This window comes from Neorhizobium lilium (genome assembly GCF_004053875.1).
Lineage (GTDB): Bacteria > Pseudomonadota > Alphaproteobacteria > Rhizobiales > Rhizobiaceae > Neorhizobium > Neorhizobium lilii.
Genome location: NZ_SBIP01000002.1, coordinates 1,215,542 through 1,239,075, shown reverse-complemented (window position 1 = coordinate 1,239,075; position 23,534 = coordinate 1,215,542). Strand labels below are relative to the sequence as shown.

General features: G+C 62.8%; 25 protein-coding genes and 1 pseudogene. 12 read left to right on the top strand and 14 right to left on the bottom strand.

Annotation, left to right across the window (positions count from 1 at the left end; genetic code table 11):
- Nucleotides 1-43: 43 nt before the first annotated feature.
- Entirely contained in the window at nt 44-706 is a 663-nt protein-coding gene (locus tag EPK99_RS12205) for a sulfite oxidase-like oxidoreductase (RefSeq protein WP_128443279.1), read from the bottom strand.
- 88 nt (nt 707-794) lie between these two features.
- Here EPK99_RS12205 and EPK99_RS12200 point away from each other — a divergent pair, with 88 nt between their 5' ends.
- The 3 genes from EPK99_RS12200 to EPK99_RS12190 are packed head-to-tail and all read left to right on the top strand — an operon-like array spanning nt 795 to nt 3,588.
- Nucleotides 795-1,979: an aminotransferase gene (locus tag EPK99_RS12200; protein ID WP_128443278.1), complete on the top strand. Its 1,185-nt coding sequence runs from the start codon at nt 795-797 to the stop codon at nt 1,977-1,979.
- A 27-nt stretch (nt 1,980-2,006) separates the two neighbouring features.
- Nucleotides 2,007-3,284 carry a DUF763 domain-containing protein gene (locus tag EPK99_RS12195; RefSeq protein ID WP_128443277.1) on the top strand — a complete coding sequence of 426 codons (1,278 nt, stop codon included), beginning with the start codon at nt 2,007-2,009 and terminating at the stop codon, nt 3,282-3,284.
- A gap of 40 nt (nt 3,285-3,324) precedes the next feature.
- Nucleotides 3,325-3,588, top strand: coding sequence for a hypothetical protein (locus tag EPK99_RS12190; RefSeq protein ID WP_128443276.1), 264 nt, complete (start codon nt 3,325-3,327; stop codon nt 3,586-3,588).
- A 15-nt stretch (nt 3,589-3,603) separates the two neighbouring features.
- Here the strand turns inward: EPK99_RS12190 and EPK99_RS12185 are convergent, their stop codons facing one another.
- The 4 genes from EPK99_RS12185 to EPK99_RS12170 are packed head-to-tail and all read right to left on the bottom strand — an operon-like array spanning nt 3,604 to nt 7,982.
- Nucleotides 3,604-5,220, bottom strand: coding sequence for a 5-guanidino-2-oxopentanoate decarboxylase (locus EPK99_RS12185; RefSeq protein ID WP_128443275.1), 1,617 nt, complete (start codon nt 5,218-5,220; stop codon nt 3,604-3,606).
- Complete coding sequence (locus tag EPK99_RS12180; RefSeq protein ID WP_128443274.1) at nt 5,210-6,412, bottom strand: pyridoxal phosphate-dependent aminotransferase; 1,203 nt, start codon at nt 6,410-6,412, stop codon at nt 5,210-5,212. Before EPK99_RS12180 ends, EPK99_RS12185 begins: the two co-directional genes overlap by 11 nt.
- A gap of 29 nt (nt 6,413-6,441) precedes the next feature.
- Entirely contained in the window at nt 6,442-7,104 is a 663-nt protein-coding gene (locus tag EPK99_RS12175) for a TetR family transcriptional regulator C-terminal domain-containing protein (protein ID WP_128443417.1), read from the bottom strand.
- A 5-nt stretch (nt 7,105-7,109) separates the two neighbouring features.
- Complete coding sequence (locus EPK99_RS12170; protein WP_128443273.1) at nt 7,110-7,982, bottom strand: dimethylarginine dimethylaminohydrolase family protein; 873 nt, start codon at nt 7,980-7,982, stop codon at nt 7,110-7,112.
- Between the two features lie 224 nt (nt 7,983-8,206).
- Here EPK99_RS12170 and EPK99_RS12165 point away from each other — a divergent pair, with 224 nt between their 5' ends.
- The 6 genes and pseudogenes from EPK99_RS12165 (at nt 8,207) to EPK99_RS12140 (ending at nt 12,779) form a co-directional block, all read left to right on the top strand.
- A complete protein-coding gene (locus tag EPK99_RS12165; protein WP_128443416.1) occupies nt 8,207-8,980 on the top strand; it encodes an ABC transporter ATP-binding protein in 774 nt (257 codons plus the stop codon).
- 26 nt (nt 8,981-9,006) lie between these two features.
- Complete coding sequence (locus EPK99_RS12160; RefSeq protein ID WP_128443272.1) at nt 9,007-9,786, top strand: transporter substrate-binding domain-containing protein; 780 nt, start codon at nt 9,007-9,009, stop codon at nt 9,784-9,786.
- A 16-nt stretch (nt 9,787-9,802) separates the two neighbouring features.
- Nucleotides 9,803-10,516 carry an ABC transporter permease gene (locus EPK99_RS12155; protein WP_128443271.1) on the top strand — a complete coding sequence of 238 codons (714 nt, stop codon included), beginning with the start codon at nt 9,803-9,805 and terminating at the stop codon, nt 10,514-10,516.
- 4 nt (nt 10,517-10,520) lie between these two features.
- Complete coding sequence (locus tag EPK99_RS12150; protein ID WP_128443270.1) at nt 10,521-11,336, top strand: ABC transporter permease subunit; 816 nt, start codon at nt 10,521-10,523, stop codon at nt 11,334-11,336.
- 91 nt (nt 11,337-11,427) lie between these two features.
- Nucleotides 11,428-11,990: pseudogene (locus tag EPK99_RS12145) on the top strand (helix-turn-helix domain-containing protein).
- Between the two features lie 108 nt (nt 11,991-12,098).
- The gene (locus EPK99_RS12140; protein WP_128443269.1) at nt 12,099-12,779 is read left to right on the top strand and encodes a phosphoribosyltransferase; all 681 of its coding nucleotides are present in this window, start codon (nt 12,099-12,101) and stop codon (nt 12,777-12,779) included.
- Between the two features lie 2 nt (nt 12,780-12,781).
- Here EPK99_RS12140 and EPK99_RS12135 read toward each other — a convergent pair whose 3' ends face one another.
- A complete protein-coding gene (locus tag EPK99_RS12135) occupies nt 12,782-13,534 on the bottom strand; it encodes an endonuclease/exonuclease/phosphatase family protein (protein ID WP_128443268.1) in 753 nt (250 codons plus the stop codon).
- 63 nt (nt 13,535-13,597) lie between these two features.
- On the opposite strand from EPK99_RS12135, the gene EPK99_RS12130 reads away from it, so the two are divergent.
- Nucleotides 13,598-14,563, top strand: a complete 966-nt coding sequence (locus EPK99_RS12130; protein WP_128443267.1) for a putative bifunctional lysylphosphatidylglycerol flippase/synthetase — start codon at nt 13,598-13,600, stop codon at nt 14,561-14,563.
- Here the strand turns inward: EPK99_RS12130 and EPK99_RS12125 are convergent.
- The 3 genes from EPK99_RS12125 to EPK99_RS12115 form a co-directional block, all read right to left on the bottom strand.
- Nucleotides 14,520-15,971: a phospholipase D-like domain-containing protein gene (locus EPK99_RS12125; protein WP_245582394.1), complete on the bottom strand. Its 1,452-nt coding sequence runs from the start codon at nt 15,969-15,971 to the stop codon at nt 14,520-14,522. The two genes, EPK99_RS12130 and EPK99_RS12125, sit on opposite strands and share 44 nt — an antisense overlap.
- A gap of 124 nt (nt 15,972-16,095) precedes the next feature.
- Nucleotides 16,096-16,308, bottom strand: a complete 213-nt coding sequence (locus EPK99_RS12120; RefSeq protein ID WP_128443266.1) for a hypothetical protein — start codon at nt 16,306-16,308, stop codon at nt 16,096-16,098.
- A 168-nt stretch (nt 16,309-16,476) separates the two neighbouring features.
- Nucleotides 16,477-16,704, bottom strand: a complete 228-nt coding sequence (locus EPK99_RS12115; RefSeq protein ID WP_128443265.1) for a hypothetical protein — start codon at nt 16,702-16,704, stop codon at nt 16,477-16,479.
- Nucleotides 16,705-16,815: 111 nt separating this feature from the next.
- Here EPK99_RS12115 and EPK99_RS12110 point away from each other — a divergent pair, with 111 nt between their 5' ends.
- Nucleotides 16,816-17,322, top strand: coding sequence for a ferritin-like domain-containing protein (locus tag EPK99_RS12110; RefSeq protein WP_128443264.1), 507 nt, complete (start codon nt 16,816-16,818; stop codon nt 17,320-17,322).
- A 53-nt stretch (nt 17,323-17,375) separates the two neighbouring features.
- Here the strand turns inward: EPK99_RS12110 and EPK99_RS12105 are convergent, their stop codons facing one another.
- From EPK99_RS12105 to EPK99_RS12090, 4 genes are all read right to left on the bottom strand, one after another.
- On the bottom strand, nt 17,376-17,591 hold the full coding sequence (locus EPK99_RS12105; protein ID WP_128443263.1) for a hypothetical protein: 216 nt from the start codon (nt 17,589-17,591) through the stop codon (nt 17,376-17,378).
- A gap of 132 nt (nt 17,592-17,723) precedes the next feature.
- The gene (asnB, locus tag EPK99_RS12100; protein WP_128443262.1) at nt 17,724-19,637 is read right to left on the bottom strand and encodes an asparagine synthase (glutamine-hydrolyzing); all 1,914 of its coding nucleotides are present in this window, start codon (nt 19,635-19,637) and stop codon (nt 17,724-17,726) included.
- A gap of 90 nt (nt 19,638-19,727) precedes the next feature.
- Nucleotides 19,728-21,101: an FAD-containing oxidoreductase gene (locus EPK99_RS12095; protein ID WP_128443261.1), complete on the bottom strand. Its 1,374-nt coding sequence runs from the start codon at nt 21,099-21,101 to the stop codon at nt 19,728-19,730.
- The gene (locus EPK99_RS12090; protein ID WP_128443260.1) at nt 21,098-21,574 is read right to left on the bottom strand and encodes a DUF4126 family protein; all 477 of its coding nucleotides are present in this window, start codon (nt 21,572-21,574) and stop codon (nt 21,098-21,100) included. The genes EPK99_RS12095 and EPK99_RS12090 overlap by 4 nt, the downstream gene beginning before the upstream one ends.
- A 233-nt stretch (nt 21,575-21,807) precedes the next feature.
- Between EPK99_RS12090 and EPK99_RS12085 the strand changes: the two genes are divergently transcribed.
- Nucleotides 21,808-22,203, top strand: a complete 396-nt coding sequence (locus EPK99_RS12085; protein WP_128443259.1) for a DUF1236 domain-containing protein — start codon at nt 21,808-21,810, stop codon at nt 22,201-22,203.
- Nucleotides 22,204-22,296: 93 nt separating this feature from the next.
- Here the strand turns inward: EPK99_RS12085 and EPK99_RS12080 are convergent, their stop codons facing one another.
- On the bottom strand, nt 22,297-23,349 hold the full coding sequence (locus tag EPK99_RS12080) for a LacI family transcriptional regulator (protein WP_128443258.1): 1,053 nt from the start codon (nt 23,347-23,349) through the stop codon (nt 22,297-22,299).
- Nucleotides 23,350-23,534 lie beyond the last annotated feature (185 nt).

Sequence of the window (23,534 nt, the reverse complement as noted above, 5' to 3'; positions counted from 1 at the left end):
CGGAGAAAAGGGCACCTGGTCGCGATCAGGTGCCCTTTCTCATTCAATCGTCCGAGTAGCGTTCCTCGGCCCAGGGGTCGCCGCGCATATGGTAGCCGTTCTTTTCCCAGAAGCCGGCCTGGTCCCGGCTCAGGAATTCGATCCGGTGCAGCCACTTGGCGCTCTTCCAGAAATAGAGATGCGGCACAACGAGACGCACCGGTCCGCCATGCTCCTCCGTCAGCGGCTTGCCGTCCCAATGGGTGACGACGATGGCATCGGGAACCGCGAAATCCGAGAGGAGGAGGTTGGTCGTGTAGCCGTCATAGCTGGTCAGCATGACGGCGACCGCCTCTTGGCGGGGATCGACCGCGTCCAGCAGGTCGTGGGTCGAGACGCCCTTCCAGTCATTGTCGTAGCGCGACCAGGTCGTCACGCAATGGATGTCGGAGCGCATTTCCTTCTGCGGCAGGGCGTGGAAACTGGCCCAGTCGAATGTGATGGGGTTGTTGACGAGGCCGCGCACGTCGAGCTTCCGCTGCGCCGGCGAGACACGCGGCTGCTGGCCCAGATCCAGGACAGGCCAGTTCTTCACGAGATGCTGGCCGGGCGGCAGCCGGTCCGTGTCGGGCCGGGCGATCCGGCCGGTCAGGAACTTGCCCTGGTCCGCCCATTTTCGCTTGGTCAGCGTGAGCTTCGAGTCTTCCGGCAGATTATCGTCGGCCATGCTTGGGTTCTCCTTGCGTTGCCGGATAATCTGATGAACATGAGGCGCAAATCAATCGCCCTTCCTCCACAATCTTCCCCGGAATGCCATGACCCGCTTCAATCCGCTCGTCGAGACGCTTGCGCCTCCGCCCGTGCCATCGGTTGCCGCCTGGGGCCGCGCCTATGACAGATCGAAAGGTCCGCTGATCGACCTCTCGCAGGCGGTGCCGGGTTATCCTGCCCATCCGGAGATGCTGCGGCTGCTCGGCGAGGCTGCCTCATCCACGGCCTATACGGGCTATGGACCGATAGAAGGAGAAGCGGAACTGCGGCAGGCCTATGCGCTGCATTGTTCCGCTGTCTACGGGGCCACCATCGGGGTCAATAACACTCACATCACCTCCGGCTGCAACCAGGCTTTCGTCTGCGCCGCCATGGCGGTGGCCGGTCCCAATGCGGGAGGGGGCGACACGGTGCTGATGACCGAGCCCTTCTATTTCAACCACGAGACCACGCTCTCCATGATGGGGATCAGGACCGGTTTCGTGCGCTGCGACGCCGGCCGGGGCTTTCTCCCTCACATCGAGGATATCGAAGCGGCGATCGTGCCGGGCGTTCGGGCGCTTGCGCTTGTCTCGCCCAACAATCCGACCGGCGCCATCTATCCGCCGTCGCTGCTCGCCGCCATTTTCGAGCTCTGCCGCGCCAAGGGCATATGGCTGATCCTGGACGAGACCTATCGGGACTTCCTGCCGGAAGCGGGCGAAGCGCCGCATGGCCTTTTCGGGCTCGACGGTTGGGAAAACAATCTGATCAGCCTCTACAGCTTCTCGAAATCCTTCTGCATTCCCGGCCACCGGCTCGGCGCCATCACGGCCGGCGCGGAGACCGTCAGCCAGATCGCCAAGATCATGGACAACCTGCAGATCTGCGCACCGAGGGCAGCCCAGGCGGCCGTTGCCAAAGCGCTGCCGCTGCTGGCCGGCTGGCGCGAGGAGAACCGGCAGGAGATCGGTCGCCGCGCCGACGCGCTGCAGCAGGTGATGCGCGGGCTTAACGGCTGGAAGCTCGATGCTATCGGCGCCTACTTCGCCTTCGTGCGACACCCGTTCCAGGGCAAAGGCTCGGCCGACGTGGCAGAAAAGCTTGCAAGGCAGGCGGGCATTACCTGCATTCCGGGCGCCTATTTCGGCGATGCCTGCCAAGATTATCTGCGTTTCGCCTTCGCCAATGCGGATGTTGCGACGATCGGGCAGCTACAGGAACGTTTGCAGAACTTTTCACTGTCGTGAGCGCTGCCGCCGTTCTATAAGCAAGGCATGGCTCAACGCGCAGGCAGTGCCGATCTCCCGCTCCACGGCGGCCGGGTTCCCCGGTGGCTCGGCGAGCGCATGACCAAGCTCGGGGCGGTGATCACCGAAGCAATCGTCATCCATTACGGCCGCGACGAGCTCCTTCGGCGGCTGGCGCACCCGTTCTGGTTCCAGTCCTTCGGCGCGGTCATGGGCATGGACTGGCATTCGTCGGGCATCACCACCAGCGTCATCGGCGCCTTGAAGCGCGGGCTTAACCCGATGTCGGGCGAGCTTGGCATCCATGTCTGTGGCGGCCGCGGCCGCAATTCCAGGGCGACGCCCGACGAGCTGATGGCCATCGGCAACCGCGTCGGCATAGACGGACAGGCGCTTGCGACCACCAGCCGGCTGGTCGCCAAGGTGGACAGCGCCGCCGTGCAGGATGGTTTCGATCTCTACCTCCACGGTTTCATCGTTACCGACGATGGCCGCTGGGTGGTGGTGCAGCAGGGCATGAACGGCGACAGGCGACAGGCGCGGCGCTATCACTGGCTGTCGGAAGGCATTACCAGTTTCGTGGACTCTCCCCATGCGGCGATCGAGGGCCGCGGGCAGGGCGAGATCGTCAATCTCGCCGACCACCGGGCGGATGCCTCGCGAAAGGGCCAGCTCGATCTGCTCGCCTCGCTCGGCCCCGACCGCATCATCCGCGAAATGATCGCTATTGATCCTGGCCGCAAGAGGCCAGAGCCGGCGCAGGGCATGCTGCCGCATCTGGTCATGCCTGAGCATCACGATGTCCGGCAGGAAGACGTCAACATGAAGCGGTTGCACGGAACGCTTGCCGCCGCCATCGACCGCGGCCCGAAGGATTTCGAGGACCTGCTGCTGACGCCGGGCGTCGGCGCCCGCACCGTCAGCGCTCTCGCCATGGTGGCCGAAGTGGTCCATGGCGCGCCCTGCCGTTTTTCCGATCCCGCCCGTTTCTCGCTTGCCCATGGCGGCAAGGACAGGCACCCGTTTCCGGTGCCGATCAAGGTTTATGACGAGACGATCCGGGTGATGAAATCGGCCGTGGGCAAGGCGCGGCTCGGCCGCGATGAGGAGATGCAGGCCCTGAGGCGGCTGGACGATCAAGCCCGGCAGCTCGAACGATATGTAACCGGCCCAGACCTCAAGGAGATCGTCGCCGGCGAATTCTCGCGTTCGCACGACTGGGGCGGCCGCAGCGTGTTCGGCTTCGAGCCGCCACCGGAAGATATCCCGATCCCGACCATCTCGCGGACGGTCCGGGAACGATGACGGCCGACGGTGGTTCGCGAAGAACCACAGGAGGCCCATCATGGACGACAAACCCATCACCAATCAGCCCGATATTGCCGAAAGCTCAGGCACCGCCGCGGTTCCGCGCAAGCAAGACGCACAGCCGGTTGCCGAGGATATCGACGCACCCGCCAAGGTCTGGGAGACGGAAGGGTCGGCCGATCCAAGCGGCCGCGTGGCCGATGTCGGCGGCGCAGGCGGCACGCATTCCATGCCCTATGATGTCGAGAAGGCATCCGACGTGATCGGCGGGCAGACCAATCCGGACAAGGGCAAGGCATAGCCTCGCGCTTCAGGCTCAGGCCGTCGCGCCGATCGTGTTCAGTTGGTGGATCTCGATCAGCGACGGCCCGTCCACGCGTCGCATCGCAGTAAGCGCTGCGGGCAGTTCGTCCACATGCGCCAGCCGCTTGGATGGCAGACCGTAGGCTTCGGCGATCTTCAGGAAGTCGGGAGCGGTGGGCTTCACGCCTTCCGGTTCTATGCCGTTTTCCACCATATAGGTCTCGATCTCGCCATAGCCGTCATTGTTCCAGACGAGGAAGATGACATTCGCGCCGGCATCTCTGGCGGAACCGATTTCCGCGAGGGTGAACTGCAGGCCGCCATCTCCTGTCAGGCAGACCACGGGTGCCTGCGGATCGGCGATGGCTGCGCCCACGGCTGCCGGCGGGCCATAGCCGAGCGCGCCGTAGCCGGTTGCGGCATTGAACCAGCCGTTCGGGCGGCCGGCCTCGTAATAGAGGTTGCCGGCATAAACGGCCTGGGTGGAATCTCCCACGATGATGACGCCCGGAAGCGTGTCGCGAATGATCTCCAGTATGCCGATCTCGACGCGGATCTTCGGCGTCATCTCGGCAAGCGCCTCGCTCCGGGTTGCCTCTGCGCGCTGCGCGCCATTTCTTGGCCGTGGTTGGCCGGGCTTCACGGCGTCCAGAAGATCGGCGGCTGCATTTTCCGCCGAGGAGAGGAGAGACAAGGTCGCCTGCGGCCCGCGTGCCAGCTGCGTTGCATCAATATCGATGCGGATGAGGTTGCCGAGAACGGGGAAGTCGTTTGTGGCATACATGTCGTAGTCGGTCTGGCCCATCTGGGTCCCGAAGGCGAGCACGAGGTCCGCTTCCGCAAGCAGTCGGCGCACTGCGACCAGGCTTGGGCTTGCCGGCACCGAAAGCGGATGCCGGGCGAAGGCGCCGCGGGCATTGGTCGTCGTCACCAGGGGGGCATCCAGCCGTTCCGCCAGCGCCCGGATATCCGCACCCGCAGCCACGCCGCCGCCGCCCACGAGGATGACAGGACGCCGTGCCTCGAGACAAAGCGATGCTGCCTCGGCCATCGCTGTCGCATCGGCGCGCGGCCGCGACACTGCGGGTCGGTGGAGGTGCGGTAGCTCGATCGTCAGCACCATCACATCGGTCGGGATCTCGATATGCACCGGCCCGGGGCGTCCGGAACGGAGGATAGCGAAGGCCCGTTCCATTACGGATGCAAGGTCGTTCGGATCGTGCAGCGTGTGCGACATCAGCGCGAGTGTTGCGATCATCGCCTGCTGGTCCGGCAGTTCGTGCAGCCGGCCGCGCCCATGGCCAAGCGTTGCGCGGGCGTTGACGCCGGAGATCACCAGCATGGGCACGGAGTCCTGATAGGCCTGCGCCATGGGCGTGATGATGTTGGTGAGGCCCGGCCCGGTGATGACCAGGCAGACGCCCGGCTTGCCGCTGACGCGGGCATAGCCGTCAGCCATGAAGCCCGCCCCCTGTTCGTGGCGCGGGGTGATGTGGCGGATGCGGGAGGCGGCGAGGCCACGATAGAGTTCCACGGTATGCACACCGGGAATGCCGAAGACGGTATCGACGCCGTTCGCTTCCAGAAGGTCTATCAGCGTTTCGCCGACCGTCTTCAGCCTATCGGACATGCAGCGGCGCCTCCTCGCGCGACACGATGCGGCCGGCCAGATCGGCGATGCGGGCCATGGCCGTCTGCAGCACATCTTCCGGCACGGTCAGCGATATGCGCAGGAAACCCGCCGCCTGGTCACCGAAGGAGGTGCCGGGCATGACTGCCACCTTTTCCTCCTGCAGGAGCTCCCAGGCAAATTCCTCGCCGCCGATCCCGGTGGCGGTGACATCCAGCAGGATGAACATGCCACCTTCCGGCGCCATCGGCTTGACCAGATTGCTTCCCGCAAAGGCCCGTTCGACGATCGCGGCGCGGCGGCGATAGTTTTCCCGCATCACGTCTGCCGTATCGAAGTGCCGCGACAGGGCGAGCGCCGTCATGTCGGCAATGAAGGGCTGGACGCCGAAGAGCATGGTTTCAGAGACCGGCAGCAGCTTTTCGCAGAATTCTTCCGGTCCCGCCGCCCAGCCGGAGCGGAAGCCCGGTGCGGCATGCGATTTTGAGATGGAGGAGACGACGATGGTGCGTTCCGCAAGTTCCGGCATGTCGAAAGGCGAGGCGAAGGGCGTGCCTTCGAAGATCAACTGCTCGTAGACTTCGTCGCAGACGATCCAGAGATCGTGCTTGCGGCAGATGGTGCCGATCGCGGCAATCTCCGCCGCCGTCAGCACGGCGCCGGTCGGATTGTGCGGCGTGTTGAGGAGCAGGACCCGCGCCTCTGGCGTTACCGCGCGCTCCAGATCCTCGGCCTGAAGGTGGAATTTCTTCTCGGGACGAAGCGGCACCGGGATCGTGTGGGCGCCGGTCGAGGCGATCACGCCCTCGTAGGTCGCGTAGAGAGGATCGCCCACCAGCACGCCGTCGCCGGCTTCGACAAGCCCGGTCATGACGCTGTAGAGCGCGGTCTGGGTGCCGGGGAAGCAGAGAATGTTCTTTTCGGTCACGCCCGGCCGGCGTTTCGCATATTTCTCGGTGAGCGCCTTCAGCACGGAGGGCTCGCCACGACCGTTGGAATAGCGGGTGCGGCCCGCATACATGGCGCGGGCGGCCTCGTCCAGAAGCGCCTGATCCGGCTTCACGTCCGGTTCGCCAATGGTCAGCTCGATGATGTCCTCACCCTGCGCCTTCATGCGGCGCGCGGCCAGATGGACGGCCCAGCGGCCGGAACCGAGATGGGCGAGGCGGTCGGTGATCGAGGCATAACGCATGGGCAAGTCCTTTTATTGTTTTGGGCGTCTTATGCTTTTGGGCATCCGGCGGACGTGCCGTCGGAGGAAAGATGGCCTGGTTCGAGGCGAAGCAGTGCTTCGACGGAACTCAGGGCGTTGTCGGCAAGCTCGCGTTCGCCGAACATGTCGGCGGCGAGCGTCCCTTCCAGCCAGAGACCGTCCACCAACGCGTTGAGCGCGATGGCATAGCCGCGACACTGCGCCTTGCTCACCTCCCGCTTCTCCTCCCGGAAGAAGCCGGTCAGCAGGGTTTCCATCGCTTCGAGGAAGGCGAGGTAATTTTCGCGGTGGATGGCTGCAAAGCTCTGATCGGTCTGGATATGGCTGATGAAGGCCGCCCAGAGCGAAAGGGTTCGCGGATCGGTGACCGGCGGCGTGACATTGGCAACGATGAAGTGCTGCAATCTGGCGCGGGCCGTGTCGCCATGCGCGGAAGCTTCGATTGCGATCTCGGTCATGCCGGTCATGACCTTGCGATAGGCTTCCTGCAGCATCTGGTCCTTACCGGAGAAATAATGCCGGATCAGCCCGCCGGTGACGCCGGCGCGGGTCGCGATCTGCCGCACGGTCGCGCCCTGTATCCCGAACTCGGCGATGCAGTCGAGCGTCGCCAGGATCAGGTCCTCGCGCCGCTCGGCTTCGGAGGCCCGCGTATAGCTGCGGCGGACCACGGTCATCATCTCCGGAGGACGGGCCGCGTCAGGCAGGTCGGCCCTCCCTCGCAGGCAATGCACAGCGCATCGGCTTCGAAGGTCTCGACCGTGCAGCCATTCGCCTCCATGGCCTCCCGGGTCAGGGGAAAGCCGTCGACCATGATCACGTGGCCGGGGCTGACCGGCAGAACGTTGAGGTTCAACCCGTTGCTCTGCGCAAATTCGGATTCCGGCGCATGGATCAGCGTGTAGCCATTGTCCTTCAGCATCAGATAGAAGGCAGCCGGCATCAGCGGCGCATGCACGAGCGCAAGCCTATCGGCCAGCGGGCTGATGACCGACATCAGGTGAAGGCAGGCTTCGACGCCCTGCCAGAGCGGCAGATCATAGCCGAGCACGGTCACGCCGATCGGTGCAAGGATCTCCGCCAGCTGCTCGATACCGCTCTGGTTGGTGCGCACGCCGCGCCCGACGGCAAGCGTCTTGTCGTCCACCCACACGCAATCGCCACCTTCGACCGTGCCGGGCGCCGTGATGCGCCCCAGAACCGGAATGCCGGCAGCGAGATAGGCTTTTTCATGCAGATCGGGTTCGGCGGAGCGCAGCGGCTTGCCCATGCGCAGCAGGACCGCGCCGTGATCCGTCATCAGAGAGGGGTCATGGGTGAACATGCTGTCGGCCAGCCCATCGCCCTCGTCTTCGATCCACAGGATCTCGGCGCCGGATTTTTCGACCAGAGCCGTGAAGGCCGCGTGCTGCGCAATCGCCTTTTCCGCATCGAAGCTCGGGCCGTAATGCCATGTCCGCGGATCGGCTGCCTGGAGGCTTGGGCCCGGCTGTCGCATCAACACGCGCAGCAAGGGCGCAGACATGGCTTGAGAGCCGTAGGCGTTCATGAATTTCCCCCTTGAACCGGTCCGAACCCTTGTTTCCCCCAGGGGCTTTCAGTCCGTTCCTTTTGCAGATCTGGCGTTATTATACGCTTGAACAATTGTCGCACAAGTGCAAGACTTGGTTCCAACAGAGCCGCGGGTCCAGCGCCGCGAGCCATAAATGATAAGCTGGGGGAACAGTTCAATTGTGCGGATCGGCTCCACCAGGGCCGACAGTGACGGTGTCCATGGCGGAATTGGCGCAAGCCATAGAGGTATCCAATCTCCATAAACGTTTCGGCCCTCTGGAAGTTCTGAAGGGCGTCTCGCTCTCAGCGCGTCAGGGCGACGTGGTCGCCATTATCGGCGGCAGCGGCTCGGGAAAATCCACCTTTCTGCGCTGCATCAACATGCTGGAACTGCCGAGCGCGGGTTCGGTCGCCATCCACGGCGAAACCATCGAAATGAAGACGGACCGGCATGGCGGGCTGATGCCCGCCAACCGCCGTCAGGTTCAGCGGCTGCGTTCGCAGCTCGGCATGGTTTTCCAGAACTTCAATCTGTGGCAGCACATGACGGTGCTTCAGAATGTCATCGAAGTGCCGGTGCATGTCCTGAAGCAACCAAGAGACAAAGCCATCGCCGTCGCCGAGGCGCTATTACGGCGCGTCGGGCTCTACGAGAAGCGAGACGCCTATCCAGCCTTCCTGTCCGGCGGCCAGCAGCAGCGCGCCGCCATCGCGCGGGCGCTCGCCATCCAGCCGCTGGTCATGCTGTTCGACGAGCCCACGTCCGCGCTCGATCCGGAACTGGTGGGCGAGGTTCTGGCGGTGATCGGCGATCTGGCGCGGGAAAAACGGACGATGATCCTCGTCACCCACGAGATGAAGTTCGCCCGCGAAGTAGCAAGCCATGTCGTCTTCCTGCACAACGGTATCATCGAGGAACAGGGACCGCCGGATGCGATCTTCGGCGCACCGAAATCCGAACGGCTGCGGAAATTCATCAGCTCCATTCACTAAAGCTAACCATAAAACAGGGGAAGATCATGAAAAGCATCGTGAAGACACTGGCTCTCGCCGCAGCCCTTGGCGCCGCCGCTCTCGGCGCGGCCCAGGCCCAGGAAGTCAAGGTTGGCTTTGCCGCCGAACCCTATCCGCCCTTCACTTCGCCGGATGCGAACGGCAAATGGGTCGGCTGGGAGGTGGATTTCATGGACGCGATCTGCGCCGAAGCCAAGCTCAAATGCGTGATCACTCCGGTCGCCTGGGACGGCATCATTCCGGCCCTGACGTCCAAGAAGATCGACATGATCATCGGCTCCCTGTCGATTACCGAAGAGCGGATGAAGACGATCGACTTCTCCGATAAATACTACAACACGCCGACCGGCATTATCGGGCCGAAGTCGGAAAAATTCGACGCGACGCCGGAAGGTCTCAAGGGCAAGGTGATCGGCGTGCAGGTCTCGACCGTGCACCAGGAATACGTCGCCAAATATTTCGGTCCCGGCGCCGCCGAGGTCAAGGAATACCAGACGCAGGACGAGGCAAACCAGGATCTGGCTGCCGGCCGTCTCGATGCCGTCCAGGCGGATGCCATCGCGCTGGATGCCTTCCTCAAGTCGGACGCGGGCAAGTGCTGCGACCTCAAGGGCAATGTGAAGGATGATGTGGCGATCCTCGGCGCGGGCGTCGGTGTCGGCCTGCGCAAGGGCGAGACGGACCTGAAGACCAAGATCAATGCCGCAATCAAGGCCATCCGCGCCAACGGAACCTATGACAAGTTCTCCAAGAAGTATTTCGACTTCGACGTCTATGGCGGCTGATCGGTAGCCGTACGGCATGCCTGCCGGTTTTCAGCTCCTGTCTCTGACGCCGCCCGGTTGGGGTGGCGTCCTTCTCGCCGGTCTCTTCGCTTCCCTGCAGCTGGCCATCGGCGGCTATCTGCTCGGGCTGGCGATCGGGGTCGGCGGGGCCTTCGGCAAGCTCTATGGCGGGCCGATCCTGCGTGACCTGCTGGAGGTCTATACGACGGTCATCCGCGCGGTGCCCGAGCTGGTGCTGATCCTGCTGCTATATTATGCGGGCACCGACATCATCAATCAGCTGATGGCGCTTGCCGGATTTCCCGCCGTGGATATCAGCGGGCTCGTCGCCGGCATATTCGTGATCGGCGTCGTTCAGGGCGCCTATTCGACAGAGGTTCTGCGGGGTGCGATCAAGGCCATCCCGTCCGGACAGGTGGAGGCGGCGCGTGCCTATGGCATGGGGCCGATTCTGGCGCTGCGGCGGGTTACCCTGCCGGCCATGCTGCCCTATGCCATCCCGGGCCTTGCCAATCTCTGGATGATCGCCACCAAGGACACAGCGCTGCTGGCCGTGGTGGGGTTCAGCGAACTCACGCTGGTCACGCGTCAGGCGGCCGGCGCCACCAAGGCCTATATGACCTTCTATTTGGCGGCCGGTGTGCTTTACCTTGTCGTGACGCTTGCCTCCAGCGTGATCATCGCGCTGATCGAACGCCATGCCCGCCGCGGCATGCCGAGAATGGGGTAATGCCATGAGCGACGGACTGTCCGGCCTTCCCCTCTATGTCGCGCCCAAGGCCCGCAGCCTGCTCGAGCCGCACCGGCTGGTGCTGATGGCGGTATTTGCCGCAATCATACTCTGCGCCATCTGGTTCATGCGCTGGGACTGGCTGCCCAAATACGGGCCGCGGCTGCTCTACGGCGTCTGGCAGACGCTGGTCATGCTGTTCTCTACGGCATCGATCGGTTTTCTCCTCGCCATACCCATCGGTCTGGTGCAGGTGACGGGGCCGCGTCCGCTGGCATGGCTGGCGCGCATTTTCTGCACCGTCATCCGCGGCACGCCGCTTCTGCTGCAGCTCTGGCTTCTCTATTACGGCCTCGGATCGATCTTCGCGCAATATCCGGAACTGCGCTCCTCCGTGTTTTGGCCTTACCTGCGCCAGGCCTGGCCCTATGGGTTCACGGCGCTGATGTTTTCCTTTGCGGCCTATGAGGGGGAGGTCATGCGCGGCGCCTTTGCCGGTGTGCCGCGTGGCGAGCTGGAGGCGGCACGCGCCTTCGGCATGAGGCGCTTCACCGCCTTTCGCCGCATCTGGCTGCCGCGGGCGCTTCACCGAGCGCTGCCGACGCTTGCCGGAGAAACCGTGCTGCAGCTCAAGGCGACGCCGCTGGTGGCAACAATCACCGTGATCGACGTCTATGCGGTGATCTCGAAAGTGCGGCAGGATACCTACCTGACCTACGAACCGCTGCTGCTGCTGGCGCTGATCTATCTCTGTCTGACAGCCGTTCTCGTGGCCGCCTTCCGCTTTCTGGAAGGCCGTATTCCGACACGAGAGGCGTGATCAGCGGCATGCGTCAAGATCCTTGCCTGTCGCCGTCTTTTATAGGATGCTTTAGTCCATTATAGAAGACGAGCATCGGAAACCCGACAAGTTGGAAAAAGCGCAGATCGACCCGGTTCATGCCATTGCGGCAAGGGTAAAGCTCGACCGCGAAAACCGCGGCTGGTCGCTGGCGGATCTTGCGGAACGCTCCAGCGTCTCCAAGGCGATGATCAGCAAGATCGAAAGGGGCGAAGCCAGTCCCACCGCGACGGTGCTCGCCGGCTGTCCGGTGCTTTCGGGCTGCCGCTGTCCGCGCTGCTTGCGCTGGCCGAGCGCGAACAGGAACGTCTGGTGTCGAAGCAGGAGCAGCCGGTCTGGACTGACCCGGAAACCGGCTATACGAGGCGCGCCATCTCGCCCCGCAACGCGCTGCTGGAGCTTGTGGATGTGACGTTGCCGCCGGGTGTGCGGGTTCCCTATCCGGCCTCGGCTTTCGCCTTCCAGCATCAGCAGATCTGGGTCCTTGCCGGCACGCTCGAATTTCGGGAAGGAGCGGCGCTTCATCTCCTGAAGGAAGGAGACTGCCTCATGCTCGGAGCGCCATCCGACTGCGTCTTCTTCAATCCGTCCGACGGGCCGTCGCGCTATCTGGTGGCACTTGCCCGCCGTTGACAGTCGTCGGGGAACAATCGCCTCGACCAGCGGTTGAGCCCCTATGGAAAAAGTATCGTGCAGAACCGGGGAGGGTTCTGCAAAGGACGGATTTCCAGGGAGGAAACCATGATCGACAGATCCCGCGAAGATCACAACCGAAGCGAAACCGCCCGCCAGCTTGCCGAGGCGGTGGAAGGCGGCCACCTTACCAATCCCGTCCTCGTCGCCTTGTCGAATGACGGCTTGCCCTTCGCCTTCGAGATGGCGCAGAGGCTCGGGCTTCCGCTCGATTTCCTGATCATCCAGGAGATTGCGGCGCCCGGCGATCCGCATCACTCCATCGGCATGGTCATCGACGGACCTGAACCGCATACGATTGTCGATGAGAGCGCAGCGCGGCGCTATCGGCCGCCACCCGGCTATATCGATGCGGAACGGCATCACCAGCTTGCGGAAATCGAGCGGCGTCACCGGATGTATTTCGGCGAGGACAATCCAGAGGACCACGATCACAAGGGGCGGGACGTTATCCTTGTCGATGACGGGAGAGCCCCAGCCGCCTCGCTTCAATCAGCCATCCAGGCGCTTCGCCATATGCAGGTGGCATCCATCCGGCTCGCCATGCCGTTTACGCGGGGCGAGGTGATGGACACGCTCGGTAGCGAAGTCGATGACATTATCTGCCTGTCATCGCCCGACAGCCGTTCAGAAGCCGATGCCGCCTATGCGGGTTCGGAATCGACCACAGACCAGGAAGCCGTCCGGCTGTTGCGGGAGGCGAGGAAGCTCGGGCGCATGCTTCACTAGACCTAAACCTCCACGGTCACCAGAAGCGGCAGATGGTCGGAAGCCAGCCTTGCAAGCGGCGTCGAGACGACCTGTGCGTCGACTGCCTTCACATCCGGCGAGATGAAGACGTGGTCGAGGCGCAGGAGCGGAAAGCGCGATGGAAATGTCGCTCTTGGCCGCGGATGGCCCGCCGCATGCGCATCACGATAGACGGCGGCCAGGCTCTTGTATGTTCGCGTCAGCGGCGTCGAGTTGAGGTCGCCGATCAGGATACGCGGCTTGCAGCTCCATGCGGGCTGGGAAAGCCAATCCTCTCCCAGCAGCGCTGCCATCTGGGCGCGCCGATCCCTGCTTCTCAAGCCGAGATGCGTATTGACGATCTGCACGGAACGGTCCCCCACGGAGAGTTCGACCGCCAGCGCGCCACGTTGTTCTCCGAACGAGGGTAGCACATCGGCCTTGATCATTTTGGCCGGAAGCGTCGTCAGGATGGCATCGCCATAGCGTTCTTCCGCCAGATTGAGTGCGGCGTGGAAGTGATATTCCATGCGCAGCAGCGTTGCGATCTCATGCGCCTGGTCCGTGCCGCCCGTGCGGTTACGGCCGACATCCAGCTCCTGCAGGCCGATAACATCCGGCTCCAGGGCGGCTATAACGTCGGCAATGCGGGCAGGATCGAGCTTCCGGTCGGTGCCGATGCAGCTATGGACATTGTAGGTCAGGATTTTCAAACGGCGAGGGGAGAGGCTGCCGACGGGTGTCAGATCGTTCATTCGCGGGGAACACGTTCCGCCCGGTTTCGTTCCCATTTCCAGCAGAAGAGGTGCGGAGAGACGATGACGAACTGGCGGAGCATACTGAAAATCCTGATCATTGCGGCCGTCTGCCTTGCGGCTCTTCTCGTCTACCGCAGCCTTAGCCGGTACAGCTGGGACGAAATCGAGGAATCGGTGCTGTCGATTTCGCGCTACCGTCTGGCGGGCGCTTTCGGCTTCGTCATCCTGTCCTATATCTGCCTGACGCTGTTCGACACGCTGGCAGTGCGCTATGCCGGCAAGCCGTTGCCTTATTACAGGACGGCGCTCGCCTCCTTCACCAGCCTTTCCATCGGCCATAATGTCGGCATGGCGGCGCTCAGCAGCGGCGCGGTGCGCTATCGTTTCTATTCGCGCTGGGGCCTGACGCCGGAACATGTGGGCAAGGTCATCCTGTTCTGCGGCGTCACCGTTGGCCTGGGGCTGGCGACGCTTGCGGGGCTGGCGTTTCTGCTCGATATGCGCAGGCCGGAGGATCTGCTCGGTCTGGATCAGACGGCAAGGGCTCTCCTCGCATTCGCCTGCCTCTCCATTCCCGCCATCTATCTCGTGCTCTGCGTGACGGTCCGGCGGCCGCTCCGCATACGCTCGTGGAACTTCGACATGCCGACGCTGCCGCTCGCTCTTGGGCAAATCCTGGTCGGCGGCTTGAACTTCGCCTGCGTCGCCGCCTGCATTCACCAGCTGCTTGCCGCCTTCACCGATGCCGGATATCTCGAAGTCGCAACGGCCTATGTCACAGCCAACATGGTTTCGCTGATCAGCCATGTTCCGGGCGGGCTTGGCGTGCTTGAAGCCACCATTCTCGGCATTATTCCGGGCACAGCCGCGATCGGGGCGCTGGTGGCGTTTCGTTGTCTTTATTTCTTCGTACCCCTCAGCATAGGCCTCCCGACTCTGCTGGTCGCGGAGGCCTATTATCGCCGGCAGGGGCGTCAGGCTGTCAGGACAGACGGCCCGCTGACAAGCGGCCGGCCATTTTCCTGACCCAGGAGCCGATCTCCGGGATTGGCCAGAAGGGCTGCTTCGGGTCTACCAGACCGGTGCCGATCAGGGAGCCCGTCTCGCCCTTGTGCGGATCGATGTCGAACTGCCTCAAGCCACGCGGACGGGTGTTGAGCCGGTCCACGGCCGCGATCATCGAGCCGGTTTCCTCGATAATGCGAGCCACTTCGGCCGGATCGGCATCGAGATGTTCCGCAATCAACTGGTTGCGGAGCGACACGATGGACGCGCGCGCAACAGGGTCGTTCGACTCGACTGCGATATCGCACTCGGTGTCCAGGCCCTCCGACCGGTTGTTCAGGTTGGACGATCCGACGCGGACGAAGCGGTCATCGGCGATGATCAGCTTCGAATGGACGATGATTTCCCGTTCGCCGCCCTTGCCGTCCGGGGTAACGGCAAAAAAGACGCGCAGCCTTCCATGCCGGTCGGCGCGCCGCAGCCTGCGGATCAGCCGGTTGCGATTGCCGCCCATGGTCACCCGTTCCAGAAAGCCGTGGGATTCGCAGGTCACGATCACGACGATCTCCGGTCCGTCGGAGAGCCGCAACTGCTTGGCCAGCGTCCTGCCGATCCCGAAGGAGGCGAGGTACTGCGTTTCGATGTACAGATGGCGCCTGGCCGACTTCAAGGCGTCATGCGTCAGACGGATCGCTTCCCGATGGCCGCGCCGTCCTTTCCATTTCCAAGGTTCCGTCAGGGCAAGTCCTGTATTGCAATCGACAAGGGATGGCTGCAGGTCGGCCGGCCATGGAGCAGGTTTGTCGACAGCGGTGGCAGGCACGTCCTCGCCGGTTGCCTTGCTCCAACGCCTGCGGGCCACGCCGCCGATCAGCCCGGCAATAGGGCCTGTCGCCAGCGTCTGCATGTCATGCACAGGGCCGTAAGGGGTTCCGTCGGGAGAAACGCGCACGGGGTTATCTATCGAATGACTACGATCGTCCCAGCGGCGGGCGGTGAGGTCTATGCCGCCCAGAAACGCTGTCTGATCGTCGATGACCACGATCTTCTGGTGATGGCTGGCGCGGAGCGGATGGCGGAAGTCGAAGCGCAGATGGATGCGCGGATGATCGCTCCATTCCATCTTGCCGAACATCCTGAAGCTCTTGCCGGAATAGATCGGCCCCATGCCCCAGACGAGGATACGCAGTTCGAGTTCGGGGTTGTCCTCGACGCATTTGCGCAGGAGGTCGCCGAGCTTCGGGCTATCGGGCTCGCGAGGCTTGAGGCGGATGTCAGGATTGAAATCCCATCCGACGATGAAGATCGATCGCCGGGCCTGATGCAGAACGTCCTCAAGGCGAAGGAAATAGTCTTCGCCGTCGATGAGAAAGGCCATCCGGTCCGCACGGGCCGAACGCCACACATTCTTGCCTGGCTTCAGGATCACGTCCCGGCTCTGGAATGAAGTCCGACTGGAAAAACTCGTCACGTCCACCTACTACCCCTGTCCTGTTGGCGCAGATGAACGTACGGCTTCAAATTTTTGTTCCAGCAGTTGGAACAGAATGCTTCTACAGCGAAGATGGATGGTTCAGGTGTCCCGCGGGCGTCTGGAAAGCCAAGCCCTTCTCGGGTTCCTTGAAGACTTCCATCGCGCCGACAAGAAGAAGCAGAATCGCCGCTGCCGCGACGATGAGCTTCCATAATCCCGGATTGACTTGCGCTTCCTGTCTGCAGATCTCGACCCTGTGCGGGTGTGGATGCAGATTGGTTGGGAAAGCCATACTTACCTCATCAATGTTTATCGCCGGTATTCATGTGTCTGGTCGCCCTTTTCTCGAAGGCCAGCCACGGCGGCGGCCTCAGTAGCCGATCTTCCGTCGACAGGTCAAGTCTTGGTGCCTGCGGCTTGCCGCCGCGGAGGTACGCCTTTGCACCATCGTCTTGTCCTTTTATGGTTTCGACGGATCGACCGAGCTTGTGGGTGCCTGGGTTCTCGGATCTGCCGGCCCGGCCGGCAATCTTGTTTCCGTACCTGCCCGGTCCGGCGGATTGCTCGGAGCGGTCGCCGGCATCATCCCGACGAAGTAGCCCAGAGCGCCGATTGCCAGTACAATGACCAGGGCGACCACCAAGACCTTGCCATTGCTGCGGTTCGTCATATCGTCGGCCTCGTTCATCGAATATCCGGCTCTAACCCGGCCAATGGTCAAATGTTCCCCGGTCCGGAACCTCGGCTGCCCCGCCGGGGTTGATCCGCAACAGCCCTGGTAACCAGGAGGAGGAAAAGCATGACACATGCGAGAGACAACTTCATCGCCTGGCTTCGCAATGCGCATTCCATGGAGGAGCAGGCAATCACCATGCTGACGGCGCAGGCTCGGCGCATCGAGAACTATCCTGACCTGAAGGCAAAGATTCTGTCGCATCTTGAAGAGACTCGCGCCCATGCGGAAACGCTCAAAGTGCTTCTCGACAGGTTTTCGGGCGGCGCTTCGACATTGAAGGGCATGGCGGCCAAGCTTGCCGCAACCGCGCAAGGGGTGGGCGGGATGTTGACCAGCGACGAGGTGATCAAGAGTACGGTCGCCACCTATGCCTTCGAGCACACGGAGATTGCCACATATAAGGTGCTGATTGCCGCCGCTGACGAACTCGGCGAGGAGGAGATGAAAGCGGAGCTGGAAAGGATATTGGCGGAGGAAGTCGCCATGTCACAGTGGCTCGAGCTGCATCTCGACGAGATCACGCGGATATTCCTGATGCGCGACGAGCGGGATCTGCTGGCAAAGCGGTAGCGAATAGGCAATTGGCTGCCAGCCCTATGCGTCGGCTGGCAGGAGGTTCAGTTTTAGTTGTTGTGGAAGACGGCCGTCAGTTTCGACTGGAGATCTTGCTCGCTTCGCACGCCTTGCTGGTAAAGTTCGATGATATGAGCAGCAAGCTCGGTGGCAGCGGATGTATCGCCGGGAACGCCCCGCTCGGCGCACATGTCTTTGTAGAAACGCTGGAGAAAGGCGAGATCGCTCGGTTCCAGCGCAGTCGTCGTCATGCCGGCATGGTTCATCTTTTCAGCCTCCCCAAAGGGGCGAAAGCATTCATCGCTCCCGGTCGCCGCTTCCCGTACCCACTCGCTGGCGATGGCGTGACACTACTCCTTCCCCTTTTCTTTACAAGGGAGAAGACCATTACAATTCCGTTAGAGGAAGGTACGCAGCCATAGCTGCGTCGAGAGAATTCCGACGAAGGCCGCGTTGTCGCGGAAACCGGAAACCGGCTGAGCACGGCATTTCTGAAGCAGTCGCGAGACGGCCATGGGATTGAACAGACCGCCCTTCGCCACGGCTGCGGCTCCGAGCGTTTCGCCCAGATACGAGGGCTCTGACGCGCCGAAGAAGGATCTCGAATCCGGCGCCCGGTATGGCTGTTTCGGTCGGTTGACGACGGTCGCGGGCAGAATGCCTTGGGCGACGCGCCGTAGGATGTATTTTTCCTCCAGCCCTCTCAGCTTCATCTCGGGTGGCAGCTTGTTGGCGAACTCCACCAGCCGGTGATCAAGGAAGGGAAAGCGCCCTTCGACACCATGCGCCATGGCCATGCGATCACCCTGGCTCGACAGGATATAGCCCGGCAGCAAAAAGCGGGCTTCAAGATATTGGGCCTGGTTCAGCGCATGCCAGCGGCGGAAATCTGCGGGCAGGCGCGAGGCGAGGTCTTCCGCGGCATCATAGCCGCGGAGCTCAGTACGCAACTGGTCCGAATAGAAGATCTTTGCTGCCGAAGTGGAGCGGAAACGCGGGCGGTGCGAGAAAAGCGGATCATCGGCGATATCCTTCGAGGTGCCGAAGAAGGCGGCCAGATATTCCGGCGACTGCTGCTTGAGGCCCGGCAGATAGGGATAGAGCTTGCGGAACAGATGCGGCCGGATTTTCGATCGGGGCTGGCGGGCGCAAAAGCGGCGCACCCGCGCCTCGCGAAAGATGTCGTAGCCGGCAAACACTTCGTCCGCGCCTTCGCCGGTCAGCACGACCTTCAAGCCGGACTGCCGCACCAGTCGGGCAAGAGAATAGAGGGGCGCCGGGGCGGTGCGCAGGATAGGCCGTTCCGTAAACCTCACGACATCTGGGAAGTCGGCTGCGATATCGCCGGTGCCGCAGGCCACCGAATGATGGCGGGTGCCAAGAGCCTCGACGACCGCCTGCTGGAATGTGCTCTCGTCGTGTTCGGCATCGTCGAAGGTTACGGAAAAGGTGTTGAGCCGATCCATTGCCATCGGAGCCGCCAGCGCGGTGATCAGCGACGAATCCAACCCGCCCGACAGATAGGCGCCGACCGGAACATCGGCACGCATGCGCAGCCGCGTCGCATCCGTCAAAAGAGCGCGCAGTTCCTCTTCCACCTCGGCCGGATGACGCTGCGGGTGTTCGCCCTGGTCCGGATAATCCAAGCTCCAGTAGGAACGAAGCGTCATGCCGCCATTTTCGGCAATTAGAATCTGGCCCGGCTCGAGCTCGGATATGCCCTTGAAGGCGGTGCGGGGCGCGATCGGCGCCCAGAGCGTGAAGATCTGGTCGAGCGCGAACGGGTCGAGTGCCGCCTCGATGCCTGGCACTTGCAGCAGCGCCTTCACTTCGGAGGCGAAGTAGAGACCGCCCCTGTGCTGCGTATAAAACAGCGGGCGCACCCCCATGCGGTCGCGGGCGAGGACGAGCCGCCGCTCGCGCGCATCCCAAATGGCGAAGGCGAAATCGCCGTTGAGGCGCGACAGGCATTGCTCGCCGAAACTGACGTAAAGCTGCAGCAGGACTTCCGTATCGGAGCCGGTGCGGAAAACCACGCCCCGCGCCTCAAGATCGCGGCGCAGCTCGACATAGTTGAAGATTTCGCCGTTGAAGATGATGGTGAAGCGGGCGCTTGGCTCCGTCATCGGCTGCTGGCCGTCGGCAAGACCGACGATCGAGAGCCTGACATGCGCCAAGCCAGCACCTGCCATCACCAGCTGGCCGTTACCGTCGGGTCCGCGATGGGAGATGGCGGACCCCATGGCAGACAGCAGTGCCGCGGCTGCCTCGTTGCCAAATCCGTCACCTACAAAGCCAGCAAAACCGCACATAAGCTTCCATCACGAACAGGGCCGCTCCTGTTCTAGTGCCAAAAGCTTTCACAGCTTCTTACGAAATCCGTGATTCCGATCCTGATAAAATCAGGCGGGCTTCATGGACAGGATGACAGTCGGCCACAGTTCCGAAACGGTCGGATGCACGGGCACTGCCCAGCGCAGCATTTCGTAGTTCGCGCCGGCATTCATCATGTCCAGCACGCCATGGATGGATTCGTCGCCGCCGGTTCCCAGAATGGCCGCGCCCAGAATCTCCTTGCTGTCGGCGTCGGCGACGATCTTCATGAAGCCCTGCGTTTCGCCTTTTTCCACCGCGCGGCCGACGCGGGTCATGGGGCGTTGGCCGACGAGGATCTTGCGGCCGGTCTTGCGCGCTTCCGTCTCGCTCATGCCGACCCGGCCCAGCGGCGGATCGATGTAGAGGGCATAGCCCAGCAGCCGGTCCGAAACTTTCCGGCTGTCGCCATCGAACAGATTGGCCGCGACGATCTCGAAGTCGTTATAGGCGGTGTGGGTGAACGCGCCCCGGCCGTTGCAGTCGCCCAGCGCCCAAATGCCTTGGACATCGGTGGAAAGGTCCTCACCGACGTTGATATAGCCGCGCGCATCCGTCGTTACCCCGACAGCGTCCAACCCGAGATCATGGGTATTGGGCGTGCGGCCAACGGCCAGCAGCACGTCCGAGCCGATCACTTCGGGCTCGCCTTCGGTACAATCGACTCCAACCGCCACGCCGTCGGGATGTTTGGCAAAGCGGATGCACTCGGCGCCGGTGCGAACATGGATGCCTTCGGCTTCAAGGATCTCCCGCACCGCCTGCGAAACATCCTCGTCTTCCCGGCCAACCAGGCGCGGCCCTTTTTCCACCACGGTTACCTCGGCGCCGAAGCGGCGATACATCTGAGCGAATTCCAGGCCGATGTAGTTGCCGCCAATGACAACCAGATGTTTCGGCACCCGGTCCAGCACGACGATATCGCTATTGGTCATGAAGGGCACGTCGTGAACGCCTGGAAAATCGGGAATGGTCGCGCGCGCACCGACGTTCAGGAAGATCTGCGGCGCCGTCAGGATTTCGTCGCCGACGCGTACCGTGTTGCGGCTTTCCAGCCGCGCATGGCCGCGGATCAACGTGCAATGCTCCATGCCCTCCAGCCAGTCCTCATTGCTGTGGCGGCTGTCGAGCGTCAACTGATAGGCGCGGCGCATCACGGCCGGCATGTCGATCCCGACCTCGCCCCGCAGCACCACGCCGTAATCTGCGGCGCGCCGTGCGAGATGTGCCGCATAGGCGCTTGCCACCAGCGTCTTGGTGGGCTTGCAGCCGGTATTGACGCAGGTGCCGCCGACATATTTGCGCTCGATGATGGCGACAGTCTTGCCGGCATCGTTGAAGCGACCGGCGAGTGATGGCCCCGCCTGACCGGCTCCGATGATGATGGCGTCGAAGGATCTCATCGAACGGGGGCTCCGGGAAGCAGAGCGACGACGACGATGGCGGCAATGACGGCAACGGCGTCCTCGATGAAGGCTGCCGGCGCGTCGCGGCCGAATTTTGCGGCGAGCTTGGCGCGCGCGGTGGCCCCGCCCAGCGTTCCGATGACCGCGCCGATCACGCCGGAGACAAGCCCCGCCAGCCAATAGCCATAGGGCATTCCGAGCGCTGCACCGCTCAAGCCGCCGGTGAGGATGCGGGCTGCAAATTGCTGCGGCACTTTGCGGCTCGGCGTTGCCGGTAACTGGTCCGTCACGAATTCCACGCCGGCGAGCAGGGTCAGGATCAGGACGGCCCAACTGCTGCCCAGGAAGGCGAGCCAGGTGCCGGAAAGGTTCAGCCAGCCGAATTGCGCAGCCCAGGCCACCACGGCCGGCGCGGTCATGGCCCGCAGGCCGGCAACCGCACCGATGAAAAGCGCCAGTAGAGAACTCATCCGTTTTCCCCTTCGTCCGCCGCCCCCGGCTATAGACCCGCCGACATGGCGGATACGCAGCATGCTTCAACCATGGCGATATGACAATGCTGCGTCGGCTCGACAAAAGAGGGAGGGCCGAATTCGCAAATGCGGTGATTCGACCCGGAAATCCTGACGCCAGACCAAAGTCCCAAGCAGGAACCTGTCAACTCCTTGCTCGTTATCCGGCCACGACAATCAAGGAGAAGACAATGAAAAAGCTCATCATCCTGTCCGCCGCTCTTGGTCTCGCCGCAACCGGCGTCTTCGCTCAGGAAGGTAATGGCGCTGCCACCGGCATGCTCGGCGGTGCCGCAACCGGCGCCATCGTCGGCGGTCCTATCGGTGCGGGCGTAGGTGCCGTCGTCGGTGCGGTCGCCGGTGGCGCCATCGACCCTCCGCCGCGCGAAGTGGTCACCTATGTTCAGGAACAGCCGGTACAGCAGTCCGTCATCGTGCAGGAGCCGATCACCGTCGGTCACGCCGTGCCAGAAACTGTAATCCTCACTCCTGTCCCGCAAAACCCGAAATATGCCTATACCGTGGTCAACCAGCAGCGCGTCATCGTGGAACCACAGTCGCGCAAGGTCGTTCAGGTTATTCAGTAACCGACGTCACAGATTACCACGCCCCTCCAAGGCAAGCGGAAAACCCCTCCACAGCGAGGGGTTTTCTGCGTTTGGGCCTGCTATTGAGGCCAATCAGGCCCCGTGCAGCACCTGCAAATCGGCAACCGGCGGGCTTCCCGTGATGCGGTTCAGCAGCAATGTCCCCATCTGCCGTCCCGCCTCCGACAGGTCTTCATAGATCGTCTCCACCCGCGGGCGCACCTGGTCGAACAGGCCCGAGGTCTGCTTGGCCACCAGCCGCACATCCTGCCCGATCTCAAGGCCCAGATCATAGGCAGCCGACATCACCGCCATGGCCGAAACCTCGCCGCCGCAGATAAAGCCATCGGGCGGGTCGGCCTCGCTCAGCCGGGCGGCGATGTTGTCGCGGATGGCATCGGATTTGCTGTCCAGCGTGATGCCCTGGGCAATCTCGAAAGCGATGCCGTCTTCTCGCACGGCGGTCATGAAGCCATGTCGCAGGTGCTGGGCAAAAGTAAACCGGGCAGGCGGCAGGATGATGCAAAGCCTGCGACAGCCCGAGGCGATGAGGCTGCGAGCCGCCTTATAGGCGAACTCGTAATTGTCGTAATCGACATAAGGGTGTGCGGTCGCAAGTTCCGTGCGGCCATGGCACACGAAAGGGAAATCGTGCTCCAGCAGGAACCTTACCCGCTCGTCGGACGGCTCGGTGCGGCTGAACAAAATGCCGTCGGCCATCCGGTTGCGCACGATATGGCGGACCGGGTCGATCTGCGGCGTGTCGGAGAAATGCGGCGTGATGACCAGGTGATAGGTGGTGCCACGCAGTGCCGCGGTCACGCCTCGAATCATCGAGGTTCCATAGCCTAAGATTTCCTCATGCGGATCGAGCACGAGGCTGATGACATTGGTGCGGCCGGTGCGCAGGCGCTGGGCAGCCCGGTCAGGCAGATAGCCGATCTCAGCCGCCACCTGGCGGACCCGCTGGCGCGTTTCCAGAGCGATCTGCGGCGCATCGGCAAGTGCGCGTGATACGGTCGTCACAGCAAGGCCGGTCAGGTCTGCAATGGTCTTCAAGGTCGGCTTACCCACATCGGCAGCCTTGCTCTGGCCGGGCTCGCGCCGCGTTTTTCGACCCCGGTCCTCCAGGTCATTCAGCGGCATTCTCCACCTCCCAACGGCACTCTCTAGGAGCCAGACTATATCGATTTAAATCGTCATAAACGCGGTGCAGATACTCTTCCGCACCCTCTCGTTCCTTATACTGGCTAATCAATTTTAATGTAATCAGCGGATTACTTGAACCAAGCGAATTCTGAAAAATCGAATGACTGTCTTGACACTTCACC